The organism is Bacillus shivajii (assembly GCF_020519665.1).
Classification (GTDB): Bacteria; Bacillota; Bacilli; order Bacillales; family Salisediminibacteriaceae; genus Bacillus_CA; species Bacillus_CA shivajii.
Map to the genome: position 1 here is coordinate 2787396 of NZ_CP084703.1, position 13651 is coordinate 2801046.

A 13651-nucleotide genomic window follows, 5' to 3' on the forward strand; every position below is an offset into this window, starting at 1 on the left:
AAGATTTTTTTAGCATGTTTTTTGCTATACATCATTACTTTTGAAGGGATGACTTAAAATGAAAGGATTTACAATAATACTATTCATTTTGTCATTATGCATAATACCTGGCTGCCAGTCGGAAGATCTTCAGACAAACTACCCTTTTCTAAAACAATCACCCGTTACAATATTGTTTTCTAATGACCTTGAGATTGAAAAAGAAAATAGTTATTACGAAGCTCTATTAGACTTTAAGCGAATACACCCTGATCAATTAGCATCTATTAACGTTGTAACGACAGAAGACGATGCATTAATCAACCATTTTGACGTACATACATTTCCAACCCTGTTACTCATAGATGATTCTAATGTATTATTAAGAATTGAAGGAGTAAAAGAAACGTATGAAATTTTCGATTATATAGAAGCAAGCTTACAAGTATCAACAGAAGAATCTTTTTAGATCCCTAAACTCCGATAATGTTTTAAGACGTAAAAAAGGACAGCCAAAATGACTGTCCTTTTTTTCATTATTTTACAATATGGATTGGCATTCCTAATGCTACTTCTGCTGTCTCCATCGTAATTTCCCCTAATGATGGGTGAGCATGAATTGTTAATGCTAAATCTTCAGCAGTCATACCTGCTTCAATCGCAACACATGCTTCAGAGATCATATCAGAAGCGTTTGCCCCCGCAATTTGAACACCTAATACTAGTCCATCTTCTTTACGAGTAACCATTTTCACGAAACCATCCGTTTCATTTAATGACAATGCTCGTCCATTAGCTGCAAATGGGAATTTGGCTACTTCAATTTCATAACCTTCATCTTTTGCCTCTTGTTCATTTAAGCCTACAGTTGCAAGCTCTGGTGCAGCGAATACAACAGCCGGGATTGCTGTGTAATCAATTTCTGCTGGCTCTCCAGCGATTGCTTCAGCTGCTACTTTAGCTTCATAAGAAGCTTTATGTGCAAGCTGTGGACCGTCAACGATATCACCGATTGCAAAAATGTTTTTAGACGCTGTACGGCACTGCTTATCAATTTTAATTAAGCCTTTATCATCTAACTCAACACCAGCTTGTTCTAGTCCGAGTTCTTCTGTATTTGGCTTACGTCCAACAGTAACAAGAAGAATATCTCCTTCAAATTCCTCTTCTTTGCCTTTCACTTCCGCTTTAATCTTCACACCGCTATCCGTTTCTTCCATGCTTTGAGCAAACGCTTCTGTTTTAATCGTTACACCATTTTTCTTCAGGCGTTTTGCAACTAATTGACTCATTTGCTTCTCAAACCCTGGAAGGATAGATTTAGAACCTTCTAAGATCGTAACTTCAGAACCTAAGTCAGCGTAAGCTGAACCTAGTTCAGTACCAATGTATCCACCACCGATAACGATCAGTTTCTTTGGTACATCTTCTAGTGCTAAAGCACCGGTTGAAGAAACAACACGGTCACTCCATTTAAATGCTGGTAGCTCAATTGGGTGAGAACCTGTTGCAACAATACAGTTGTTGAACTTATATGTTTGTGAAGACTTTTCATCCATAATACGTACAGTAGAATCATCAACGAAGTATGCTTCACCTTTGACGATGTCAACATTGTTGCCTTTAAGAAGACCTTCTACTCCACCAGTAAGTTTATTTACAACTGACTGCTTCCACTCCTGTACTTTTGAAAAATCTAAATTTACTTTTTCTACAGAAATCCCCATATCTTCTGAATTACCTGCGTTATGAAAACGGTGACCCGCTTCAATTAAGGCTTTTGAAGGAATACAACCAACATTTAAACATACTCCTCCAAGGTTTCCTTTCTCTACAACTGTTACTTTTTGTCCTAGCTGTGCTGCACGAATAGCTGCAACATATCCTCCTGGACCTGAACCTATGACGAGTGTGTCAACCTCTACCGGAAAATCTCCTACTACCATCTGTTTAGCCCTCCATTACAATTAATTGTGGATCATTCAACAAACGTTTAACATGGTTAAGCGCTTGCTGTGCTGTTACTCCATCAATAATACGATGATCGAAGCTTAATGACAAGGCAAGAACTGGAGCAACAACGATTTCTCCATCTCTAACTACTGCCTTCTCTTCAATTCTGCCTATTCCTAGGATTGCTACTTCTGGGTGGTTAATTACTGGTGTAAACCATTGTCCGCCTGCAGAACCGATGTTCGTAATAGTACAAGATGCGCCCTTCATTTCATCAGAAGCAAGCGTTCCTTCACGTGCTTTCGATGCTAGCTGATTAATTTCATCAGAAATAGCAAAGATTGACTTACGGTCAGCATCTTTTACGACTGGAACTAGTAAACCTTTTTCTGTATCTGCAGCAATACCGATATTGTAGTAATGCTTATGAACAATCTCATCCGTTGCATCATCTAAAGATGTGTTTAACATTGGATACTCACGTAATGCAGAAGTTAAAGCTTTAACAACATACGGAAGGTAAGTTAACTTAATACCCTTCTCTTGTCCTACTGCTTTAAATTTCTTACGGTGTGCAACTAAATCAGTTACATCGATTTCATCCATTAACGTTACGTGTGGTGCAGTATGCTTGGAATTAACCATCGCTTTTGAAATCGCCTTACGGATACCAGACATTTTCTCACGAGTTTCTGCTTCACCTTGAGCTGGTGTATAAGCTTTAACAGGTTGTTTTTCTGCTGCTTTTTCTTCTGTTTTCGTTTCAGTAGTTTGTGCTTCTTCAGAAACGGCTTGATTACCAGAAAGGAATTTATCAATATCTTCTTTTAATACACGACCGTTTTTCCCTGAACCACTTACTTTACGAATATCTGCACCTTTTTCTCGTGCATATTTACGTACTGAAGGCATTGCGATAATGCGACGGCTTTCATCAACCTCTTCAGATTGTGTAGCTTCAGCTGCTGGTTCTTCTGATTTTTCCTCTGCCTTAGGCTCTTCTTGTGCTGGAGCTTCTTCTTCCCCATGACCATGAGCTTCAGGTGGTTGCTCTGCATCAGTATCAAATGACACAATAACCGATCCAACAGTTGTTACAACACCTTCTTCTACATGAATCTTTTCAATCGTTCCATCAACAGGAGAAGGGATTTCTACAACTGCTTTATCATTTTGTACTTCACATAGGACGTCGTCTTCTTTTACTTCGTCCCCCTCTTTAACTTCCCACTTTACAATTTCACCTTCGTGAATACCTTCACCGATATCCGGCATTTTAAATTCGTATGCCACGATTAACGCCTCCGTTTCAATTGTTCTTCTTTCAATAGGGCTTTTTTTATTGTTCGCTTTCTTTGGAAATTTTACACAAAACGAGTCGAACAAACCTGCTTTAAAAAGCAAGGAGGACTGAAAAGGGAACCTTTTCAGTCAATATGTTGAGATGTATTAGAAGTTGATTACTTGTTGTACTTTCTCGATAACATCCTTATAGCTTGGCAACCAGCTATCTTCTGCTGCTGCAAACGGATATACAGTGTCAGGAGCTGTTACACGAAGGACAGGAGCTTCTAGGCTTAAAATAGCACGGTCATTAATCTCTGCCACAACATTGGCAGCAATTCCTGCTTGTTTTTGAGCTTCTTGAACAACAATCGCACGATTCGTCTTCTCAACAGAGGAAATGATTGTGTCGATATCTAATGGGCTGATTACACGTAAGTCGATAACTTCAGCTTCGATACCGTCTTTTGCTAGCTCTTCTGCTGCTTTTAATGAAGAATGGACCATTGCACCATAAGTGACAATCGTTACGTCTTTACCTTCACGTTTAACATCTGCTTTATCTAAAGGAAGCGTATATTCTTCTTCAGGTACTTCTTCACGGAATGAGCGATATAGTTTCATGTGCTCTAAATATACAACTGGGTCATTATCGCGAATAGCAGAAATTAGTAGCCCTTTTGCATCATAAGGTGTAGAAGGAATAACAACTTTCACTCCAGGTGTTTGTGCCATTAACCCTTCTAAGCTGTCTGCATGCAATTCAGGTGTCTTAACTCCACCACCGAAAGGAGAACGAATCGTTACCGGAGAAGAATAAACGCCTCCTGAACGATAGCGCATACGAGCCATTTGTGCTGCAATTGCATCAAATGTTTCGAATACAAATCCAAAGAACTGAATCTCCATAACAGGACGGAATCCAGTTACACCTAGACCTGTTGCCAGACCACCAATTCCTGACTCTGCAAGAGGTGTATCAAATACACGGTCTTCGCCGAATTCTTTTTGTAATCCTTCTGTAGCACGGAATACACCGCCATTTTGCCCAACGTCTTCACCGAACACAAGAACATCTTCATTGTTCTTTAATTCGTTACGCATGGCATCCGTGATTGCTTGGATCATTGTCATTTGCGCCATAGCTTACTTCGACTCCTTTTCTTTATATTCTTCCATTTGCTCCTTTAAGTTTGAAGGAAGCTCTTCGCCCATAAATCCGATGAGATCAGTAACTTTTTGCTTAGGAGCATTGTCTGCTTGTTTAATTGCTGCTTTAATATCTTCTTTCGCTTGTTCAACGATCTTGTTTTCTTCCTCTTCTGTCCATAGGTTTTTACCTTCTAAGAACTTACGGAAGCGAACAAGTGGATCTTTCTTTTCCCACTCATCGTCAAGATCCGATGTACGGTAGCGAGTTGGATCGTCACCTGCCATCGTATGTGGACCGTAACGATACGTTAGCGTCTCAATTAATGTTGGACCATTTCCTTCAAGACCACGTTCACGAGCTTCTTTTGTCACTGCATAAACAGCTAAAATGTCCATACCATCAACTTGTACACCGTGAATACCAGCTGCGACAGCTTTTTGTGCGATTGTTTTCGCTGCTGATTGCTTCTCTACTGGTACTGAAATTGCGAAACGGTTGTTTTGCACAACAAAGATTCCAGGGGCATTGTACGCACCTGCAAAGTTAATTCCTTCGTAGAAATCACCTTGTGAAGCACCGCCGTCACCAGTGTATGTGATAGCAACAGAATCTTTATTTTTACGTTTAAGGCCCATTGCTACACCAGCTGTTTGTGTAATTTGTGCACCGATAATAATTTGCGGCATCATTACATTTACGCCTTCAGGCATTTGTCCACCTTGGAAGTGACCTCTTGACCATAAAAACGCTTGGTCTAGTGGAATTCCGTGATAAACAATTTGTGGAATGTCACGATATCCTGGTAAAATCCAGTCTTGTTTCTCTAAAGCATATTGTGATCCAAGCATAGATGCCTCTTGCCCTGCTACTGGTGCGTAGAACCCTAAACGTCCTTGTCTGTTTAAAGCAATTGCACGTTGGTCCCAAATTCTTGTATACACCATACGAGTCATTAACTCTTTTAAGTCCTCATCTGAGAGGTCAGGCATTGCATCTTCGTTAACGACTTCCCCTTCTTCATTAAGAATTTGGAAAGTTTCAAATTGACTTTCGATGTCTTGCAAAGTCTTTGTTTTTTCCATGAATCCTTTCACCTCTTCCTTTCTACTTGCCATTGGATATTTAGAATATGTTTTGTTACCAAATTTCTCAGCCATAAATAGGATACCCATCTGAAACAAAACCATGTGATTTTGTCAAAAGCCCTTCATACACATTTTAAAACTTGTATACCCAATCGCTTTCATCCATAATCATTTACTAATGTTTTTCAGTTGATACTGTCTTACTTTCATTCTCATCTGACTAGTACAACCTTTCATTCGTAACTTAGTTTACACGATGGAATAATCATCCGTCAATCATTTTACACTTGATTTTATCGTTTTTTACCGTCACCATATTCTAAACGATACAAAAACTATTCCGCGACCTGTTATACAACTTAAATAACAACTGTTATACTACTCGTTTTTTTCTATGCATGCTTTGCAGGATTTATTTAGCAAATTGAACGAATACTTCTGTAAAGTCAATGAAACTAAAAAAACGTCACAATTTGTGACGTTTTTTTATTACATATCTTCAAATACTACATTTAAATCTGCAGCTTCATAAAAAGCACGTTTTTCATCATTATATTGCACTGTTTTTTCATTAAACTGTTCGTTCAGCGTATTAATTTCTTCATATGCTTCATTTACTAAGTCATGTTGTTCATGTAACTCTTCAACTGTTAGCTCTTCTTGAGCAATCAATTCATACAATTCAATATCTAATTCAATCGTTTCAATATACTCATTATAAAGATCTTGATAAATTGAGTAACGAGCTTCCATTGTCTCAATCATTTCTTCTGCCAGTGGCATTAATTCTTCGTCTAGCTGTTCTACATATTCGCTTGAAAGTTGAAATTCTTCATAAGCGTTATCAATAATTTCCTTCTCTTCATTCATTAATTCACGACGTTCTTTTGCTGATTGTATTGCTTGTTCGGACAGTTCTTGAATTTCCTCTTCATCAGATAAAGCTAACATTTCTTCATACCATTGGTGTTCGTTCTGTTCTGCTTCTGTCAAAGGACCTTGCTTGTCTGATACATCTTGTTCAATTTGAACTGCTTCTTCTAAATGGTCATACATTAGTTCTGCCGTATTTTCTTCTTCGCATGCAGATAATATGACTGTAAACAACATTATTACAAATAGTATATATTTTCTTCTCAACTGTCTTCCCCCTTGAAAAATATATCTTCTTCTTTTTTTAAGGCGCTATTACTTAAGGAGAACCATTGCACCTCTTAGGTAATAGTTCGTGTCACTCGAACATGTACCCCTTCGTTTGCATTCTCACTGTTTCCTCATTAGCTTTTCCAGCCTCATCATCCCACTAAATTTTTGGCTCCAAAATAATGTCTACTGTTGATACTTTTCCATTCGCCCAAAAAAGAATCCCTTTACAAACTATCTTAATTTCTGCTAATTGACAAGGTTTTTATGTCAATTATGCTTGTATTTATTTACGCTTACCCAATATTTATCCCATAAAATTGGGTATTCATCCACTCCATCTCGTACCCACTGCATAGAGTAGTATTACATCGCTAATAAGGCGATTGATTATTAAAAAGGAGGAATTGCCATGCACGGATACGGTGGATGCTGCTTTGATCCTTGTGGATATGGATATGGTGCACAAGTTGCTCCAACTTATGGATACCCAACTGCAGGAAGAGGTTTTCCTTTAATTGTAGTCCTCTTCATCTTACTAATCATTGTAGGAGCTTCATGGTACGGAGCTTAATTTACCTTTCTTAGAAACGAGGGCTAAAAAGCTCTCGTTTCTTTTCATTTAGTTCGTTATAATATAATATATGTTACGATTTAAATATTAGGACAAGAAGTTTACTTTTAGCTAAACATTATTATACAACGAAATGAAAAAGTGTTTTCTAAAAGTTGATATGAAAGGAGAGATTGCTTTGTTAACAATGGATGATATTATCCGAGAAGGCCATCCAACATTACGTAAAGTTGCTACAAATGTACCATTACCAGCCCCACAAGAAGATAAAGAAACATTAAAAAAAATGTTGGATTTTCTCGTACATAGCCAAGACCCAGAATTAGCAGAAAAATATAACTTACGACCAGGAGTTGGTTTAGCTGCTCCACAAATTAACGTAAGCAAACGTATGATCGCCGTTAATGTCACAGATCATAATGACGATCTTATTGAAGTGGGTTTATTTAACCCAAAAATTGTTAGCCATTCTGCCGAGACGACATTTCTAGAAAATGGAGAAGGCTGTCTATCTGTCGATCGTTCTGTCCCAGGTATCGTTCCACGATACGCAAGGATTAAAGTCGAAGGGACGAATTTAGAAGGTGAAAAAGTTTCACTTCGTTTAAAAGGGTTACCAGCTATTGTTTTCCAACATGAAATTGATCATCTAAACGGAATTATGTTTTACGACCGTATCGAGGAGTCAGACCCATATAAAAAGCCACTCCCTCCTCATGAAGTCATTAAACGTAATGAGTTTGATAATCCCATTTCATAATTTTCATCGTTTTTTTAGAAACTAGTCACACGATAATGTGACTAGTTTCCTTGTTATACCTACTCTTTTTTACTCATTTCATCCTTCGTTTGTGAAGTTCCTAATTCATAAATGTATTGCATTAATTCATCATATTCAGCTTCTAAATCCTCCTTATCTGCTGCAGCTCTATATTCACTGAATGGTCGCTTAAAAATATGCTCTACCATAATATCTTTCTGATTGATCTTTTTAATCAACGTTTGCAGCCTTTCATACTCATGGTCTTCAGCACGTACTTCATATTGAATGGCTCTCCCATTAACTTTGACAGGCATGACTTCAATTTTTCCACCTGCATGTAATGTTACATAATACGTTTGTTTGTCCAACATTCTTCCCCCTTCATTGATTGTTTCAATTTTTATACCCTCCTTTTTCTGTTTGTAACCTTAAACGCCAAAGCACTTACAATTTTATTGATTACGAATTACACCTTTATTCCCAACGATTCCCTTACAAATTTAGTGACATTTTTCAAATACTAAAAATAAAAAACAAGCGTGACTCTTGAATATCCTTTAAGGAGGGTTTAAAATGTTGAAAAGGTGGAGAGAACGAATATTGAAACGATGTCGGGATCTGCTCCCGAAACAACTATATGCTTAATCGTCTCAATCCTTCTTTCTCATAAGGGGAAAGAAGGATTATCCTTTATCATAGAGAATCATTAATAATGACATTGGTTTTTTGTTTTAATTAACGGGGATAACATACATAGGATGGTTAAATATATTTTTTAGAAATCACGAAGAAACAGAAGATATAACAGCCCTTATTTACTTACTAACAAATTATATAATGAAGGAGAGGATATACTTGATTTTTAAAGTGTATTATCAAAAAACAATTAACGAGGTTCCTGTTCGTGAAGCAACGAACTCAATGTACATTGAAGCGGAATCTGTCGAAGAAACGCGTAAAAAATTAGCCGATCGCGAATACAACATTGAATTTATTACCCCCGTTACTGGCGACTACTTAGAATACGAAAGACAGCATGAAGACTTTCATGTAGAGACGGTGTAATACTCATGAAAGCAAAGAATCATCAAGCTGCTGTTTTTGCCCTCGGGGGACTAGGCGAAATCGGTAAGAACACTTATGCAGTTCAATTTCAGGATGAAATCATTTTAATTGATGCTGGAATTAAATTTCCTGAAGATGAACTATTAGGGATTGATTACGTCATTCCTGACTATACGTATTTAGTAAATAACCAAGATAAAATTAAAGGGCTTTTTATCACTCACGGACACGAAGATCACATCGGCGGCGTCCCATATTTACTTCGTGAAATCAATGTACCTATTTATGGTGGAAAATTAGCTTTAGGACTTCTCCGAAATAAACTAGAAGAACACGGTCTCCTTCGAAAAGCTCAGTTAAGAGAAATTCACGAAGACCAAATTGTTAAGTTTCAAAAAACTTCTGTATCGTTCTATCGTACGACTCACAGCATTCCTGACTCATATGGGATTGTCGTTAAAACACCTTCCGGAAACGTCGTACACACGGGTGACTTCAAATTTGATTTCACTCCAGTCGGAGATCCTGCCAATTTAACAAAGATGGCAAGAATCGGCGAAGAAGGTGTGCTTTGTCTGCTTTCTGATAGTACCAATAGTGAGATCCCTGGTTTTACAATGTCAGAAAGTAAAGTTGGAGAAAGCATTGATCAAATCTTCCGCAGTGTAGAAGGACGTATTATTTTTGCAACGTTTGCTTCGAATATTTACCGATTACAGCAAGCAGTAGAAGCGGCAGTAAAATATCGCCGTAAAATTGTAGTATTCGGAAGAAGTATGGAATCAGCTATTAATATTGGCTTAGAACTTGGCTATATTAAAGCACCGAAAAATACGTTTATCGATCCTTCACAATTAAATAAAATACCAAATGATCAAGTTGCCATCCTATGTACAGGCAGTCAAGGTGAGCCTATGGCAGCATTATCAAGAATTGCTTTTGGTACTCATCGACAAATTCAAATCATCCCTGGAGATACCGTTGTCTTTTCATCTTCACCAATCCCTGGTAATACGTTAAGTGTAAGCAAAACGATTAACCAGTTGTACCGAGCGGGTGCAGATGTTATTCACGGTTCACTCAATGACATTCACACGTCAGGCCACGGTGGACAAGAAGAGCAAAAGTTAATGATTCGCCTCATGAAACCTAAGTATTTTATGCCTATTCACGGTGAGTTCCGCATGTTAAAGATGCACGCAAAACTCGCTCAAGATTGTGGTGTACCAGAGGAAAATTGCTTCTTAATGGATAATGGTGATGTGTTAGCTCTTGATAAAAACGAAGGAAGACTCGCTGGTAAAGTCCCATCTGGGTCTGTATATGTTGACGGTAATGGTATCGGTGATATCGGAAACATCGTTTTACGTGACCGTAGAATCCTTTCAGAAGAAGGTTTAGTAGTTGTTGTTGTCAGCCTAAATATGAAAGAGTTTAAGGTTGCATCTGGACCTGACATCATTTCTCGTGGTTTCGTATATATGAGAGAATCTGGAGATTTAATTAACGAAGCTCAAGTGAAGCTTACTGCTCACTTACACGAACTGATGGAAAAGAGAACTTCCCAATGGTCCGAAATTAAAAATGAGATCACAGATACATTAGGTCCATTCTTATATGAAAAGACAAAACGTAAGCCAATGATCCTTCCTATCATTATGGAAGTGTAACGAATAAGACTGGCGCCCTTTCTTGGGTGGCAGTCTTTTTGTTTTGTGTTTTTCAACATGAACGGGTTTTGTCCGTGAAAATTTCTCGTTGTCCGTGACTTTTATGATTTGTCCGCGAAAATCGTGATTTGTCCGTGACTTTTATGATTTGTCCGTGAAAATTTCTGTTTGTCCGTGACTTTTATGATTTATCCGCGAAAATTTCTGTTTGTCCGTGACTTTTATGATTTGTCCGTGAAAATCGTAATTTATCCGTAAGTTAAAATGGTTATCATTTAGTACACAACCTGATTTCCGAGCTGAAACTTACTGCCTTATGATTTTCATTACTTTTCCGATTTCTCGTGACTAACACAAATTTACTTACAATTTCCTCTAAATAAGAAACCCTCCTTAAGTCGAACACTTAAGGAGGGCTTTATTATTCTTTAATTCCTAAAACACGGTTTACTCGTTTCCTTAACATTTTCATTCCGCCACCGCCAGCTTGGAAATGACGCAATTTACCTTCTTCATCAAAAACATAATAACTAGGAACGTATTGATTTTCAAACGCGTCCGTTAATTTATGTTCACTATCAACGAAAATTGGTTGAGATATATCATGCTCAGCTGCAACTGATTTAATTTCTTCTAGGTTTAAATCCTTTTCAGAGCGCGGCATATGTACTGCAATGACATTTAGTTTATCTTTATATTCGTCACGAAATTCATTGACATTAGGCATTGCTTCTTTACATAAACCACAACTAATTGACCAGAAATGAATAAGAGTAGGCTTATCTCCTACTAATTCATCACGATTAACCTGCCCATTTAGCCCTTCTGTTGCACCTTCTAACTCAGGCATTGGAGTGCGTAATTTCATTTTCATTTTCACCTCATTTTTTTCTACAGCGAATAAAATAATAAAAAAAATTACTCCATTTAAAATGTAATTGATGTATGAAAAGAGCCTAACATATTCATGCTAGGCTTTTTCAACAAATTACTATAAGTAATTAAAGTGTTGCTTGTCCTGGCTTCCAGTTTGCTGGGCAAAGTCCACCAGTTTGAAGTGCTTGTAATACACGTAGTGTTTCATCTACATCACGGCCAATGTTGTTATGGTTAACAACAGAGTACATTAATTCACCTTCTGGGCTGATGATGAATAATCCACGAAGAGCAACACCCTCTTCTTCGATTAATACACCGTACTCACGAGAAACTTCGTGGTTTGTATCAGCAGCTAGAGGATATTTTAACTCACCAAGACCATTGTCATCACGGCTAGTGTTAATCCATGCTAAGTGAGTGTGAATTGTATCAGTTGATACACCAACTACTTCTGCATCTAAGTCTTCGAACTCATCATAGCGGTCACTTAGAGCTGTAATTTCTGTTGGGCAAACGAATGTGAAGTCCATTGGGTAAAAGTAAAGAACTGTCCACTTATCGTTTTTCATGTTTTCTTCAAGACTTGCTTTACCAAACTCTTTGTTCGGCATTACTGCATCCATTTCAAAACGTGGTGCTTGTTTTGCTACCATACGCTTGTCTGTCATATGTAATCCCTCCTGAAATATGTGTGCTATCGTTAACAATAATGATTATAAAATAAGTATTATTATCAGTCAACCAATATGTACTTTTAACTGAAATTTGCTATATCCTATAATCATATTGCCATACACCAGTTATTATTATAACCAACTTTGGTAAAAATCAAAAATAATACGCTCAAATATGTTTAGTAGTCCTATGCAATGTGGTAAACTCTATTAACGTGCTTTAAATCATCATCGTTTGAAAGGAGAAAGGAACATTGACGGAATGGATTGAAACAATTAATTGGGCGGCCATTTGGACGAAAGCTTTAACAGTTAGTTTGCAATTAGTAGTCATCCTTATTGCTTTCTTTATTATACGAGCAATCGGACGCAAATTAATCTCAAATAGCTTTGAACGTATGAGTCGCCAACGTAATATGACAGAAGGAAGAGCGAAAACGTTAGAAAAACTAGCTTCGAATACGTTTTCTTACATACTCATATTTATATTAGCTACAATAATCATTGGGATTTTTGAATATGATGTTACTGCTCTTATTGCCGGTGCTGGTATTGTAGGCTTAGCGATAGGGTTTGGTGCCCAAGGATTAGTTAGTGATGTTGTGACTGGCTTCTTTATCCTTTTAGAAAAACAACTAGAAGTTGATGAATATGTCACAGTAGCTGGCATCGATGGTGTTGTTGAGGAAGTTGGTTTAAGAACCACGAAAATTCGCAGTTTTGATGGAACGGTACATTTTATTCCAAACCGAGAGATTGGAAGCTTAAGTAATCACTCCCGCTCCAATATGCGTGCTCTTGTAGATATAAGCATTAGCTATGATGAAAGTGTTGACGAAGCAATACAAGTCATGCAAGAAGCTTGTGACCGCTTTAAAGCTGAGCATGATGAAATTAAAGAAGGTCCAGATGTATTAGGTGTACAGAGCCTAGGGGATAGTGATGTAGTGATTCGCATTTTAGCCAAGACTGAAAATATGCAACAATGGTCTGTGGAGCGTGAATTACGGAAAGTATTAAAGAGTGCACTTGATGCCAATAATATCGAGATCCCTTATCCACACCAAGTATACATTCAAAAAGACTCATAATAAGCGACTAAAAAAGGGACTTTCTCATTTATCTGTTTGAGATCGTCCCTTTTATTATCTGGCAAAATTATTGTTGGTTCACACGACTTTCTACTTGCTGACAGATTTCTTCAGCTGTTAAGCCATGTGCATTAATGACAGCCCCTTCTGTTACTGTTTGCTGTTCACCCATTACATTTTGATCTTGACCTGTAATGACACAGCAGTCACAACCCTCTGCATCATGTTCTTGCTGTAACTGAACAATTTCATGCCCTTTAGCTTGAAGAGCTTCTTGAACGTCAGATAATGATTGTTCTACTCCAATACGAGCCATTGTCATTCCTCCTTTATTTGGT

The 13651-nt window shown here is 37.6% G+C and carries 14 protein-coding genes and 1 pseudogene; 6 read left to right on the forward strand and 9 right to left on the reverse strand.

Annotated elements, in window-relative coordinates; translation table 11 throughout:
- Positions 1-58: 58 nt before the first annotated feature.
- On the forward strand, positions 59-448 hold the full coding sequence (locus LGQ02_RS13580; protein WP_226514900.1) for a hypothetical protein: 390 nt from the start codon (positions 59-61) through the stop codon (positions 446-448).
- A 67-nt stretch (positions 449-515) separates the two neighbouring features.
- Here the strand turns inward: LGQ02_RS13580 and lpdA are convergent, their stop codons facing one another.
- The 5 genes from lpdA to LGQ02_RS13605 form a co-directional block, all read right to left on the reverse strand.
- Positions 516-1925 carry a dihydrolipoyl dehydrogenase gene (gene lpdA, locus LGQ02_RS13585; RefSeq protein ID WP_226514901.1) on the reverse strand — a complete coding sequence of 470 codons (1410 nt, stop codon included), beginning with the start codon at positions 1923-1925 and terminating at the stop codon, positions 516-518.
- Positions 1926-1929: 4 nt separating this feature from the next.
- On the reverse strand, positions 1930-3225 hold the full coding sequence (locus LGQ02_RS13590) for a dihydrolipoamide acetyltransferase family protein (protein ID WP_226514902.1): 1296 nt from the start codon (positions 3223-3225) through the stop codon (positions 1930-1932).
- 156 nt (positions 3226-3381) lie between these two features.
- Positions 3382-4359, reverse strand: a complete 978-nt coding sequence (locus tag LGQ02_RS13595; RefSeq protein WP_226514903.1) for an alpha-ketoacid dehydrogenase subunit beta — start codon at positions 4357-4359, stop codon at positions 3382-3384.
- Positions 4360-4362: 3 nt separating this feature from the next.
- A complete protein-coding gene (gene pdhA, locus LGQ02_RS13600) occupies positions 4363-5451 on the reverse strand; it encodes a pyruvate dehydrogenase (acetyl-transferring) E1 component subunit alpha (RefSeq protein ID WP_404802359.1) in 1089 nt (362 codons plus the stop codon).
- A gap of 492 nt (positions 5452-5943) precedes the next feature.
- Complete coding sequence (locus LGQ02_RS13605) at positions 5944-6594, reverse strand: YkyA family protein (protein ID WP_226514904.1); 651 nt, start codon at positions 6592-6594, stop codon at positions 5944-5946.
- 505 nt (positions 6595-7099) lie between these two features.
- On the opposite strand from LGQ02_RS13605, the pseudogene LGQ02_RS13610 reads away from it, so the two are divergent.
- Both LGQ02_RS13610 and def read left to right on the forward strand, forming a co-directional pair.
- A pseudogene (locus LGQ02_RS13610) lies at positions 7100-7171 on the forward strand (YjcZ family sporulation protein); the annotation flags it as partial.
- 178 nt (positions 7172-7349) lie between these two features.
- A complete protein-coding gene (def, locus tag LGQ02_RS13615) occupies positions 7350-7931 on the forward strand; it encodes a peptide deformylase (protein WP_226514905.1) in 582 nt (193 codons plus the stop codon).
- Positions 7932-7990: 59 nt separating this feature from the next.
- Here def and LGQ02_RS13620 read toward each other — a convergent pair whose 3' ends face one another.
- A complete protein-coding gene (locus LGQ02_RS13620; RefSeq protein WP_226514906.1) occupies positions 7991-8305 on the reverse strand; it encodes a hypothetical protein in 315 nt (104 codons plus the stop codon).
- A gap of 484 nt (positions 8306-8789) precedes the next feature.
- Here LGQ02_RS13620 and LGQ02_RS13625 point away from each other — a divergent pair, with 484 nt between their 5' ends.
- A complete protein-coding gene (locus LGQ02_RS13625) occupies positions 8790-8999 on the forward strand; it encodes a DNA-dependent RNA polymerase subunit epsilon (protein ID WP_226514907.1) in 210 nt (69 codons plus the stop codon).
- A 5-nt stretch (positions 9000-9004) separates the two neighbouring features.
- Positions 9005-10669 carry a ribonuclease J1 gene (gene rnjA, locus LGQ02_RS13630; RefSeq protein WP_226514908.1) on the forward strand — a complete coding sequence of 555 codons (1665 nt, stop codon included), beginning with the start codon at positions 9005-9007 and terminating at the stop codon, positions 10667-10669.
- 421 nt (positions 10670-11090) lie between these two features.
- On the opposite strand, the gene LGQ02_RS13635 is transcribed toward rnjA, so the two are convergent.
- Positions 11091-11537, reverse strand: a complete 447-nt coding sequence (locus LGQ02_RS13635) for a TlpA disulfide reductase family protein (protein ID WP_226514909.1) — start codon at positions 11535-11537, stop codon at positions 11091-11093.
- 133 nt (positions 11538-11670) lie between these two features.
- The gene (locus tag LGQ02_RS13640) at positions 11671-12216 is read right to left on the reverse strand and encodes a peroxiredoxin (protein WP_226514910.1); all 546 of its coding nucleotides are present in this window, start codon (positions 12214-12216) and stop codon (positions 11671-11673) included.
- Between the two features lie 260 nt (positions 12217-12476).
- On the opposite strand from LGQ02_RS13640, the gene LGQ02_RS13645 reads away from it, so the two are divergent.
- Complete coding sequence (locus LGQ02_RS13645) at positions 12477-13313, forward strand: mechanosensitive ion channel family protein (protein WP_226514911.1); 837 nt, start codon at positions 12477-12479, stop codon at positions 13311-13313.
- Between the two features lie 67 nt (positions 13314-13380).
- On the opposite strand, the gene LGQ02_RS13650 is transcribed toward LGQ02_RS13645, so the two are convergent.
- Positions 13381-13629 (reverse strand): YkuS family protein, encoded by a 249-nt coding sequence (locus LGQ02_RS13650; RefSeq protein ID WP_226514912.1) that lies wholly within the window; start codon positions 13627-13629, stop codon positions 13381-13383.
- Positions 13630-13651: the final 22 nt, after the last annotated feature.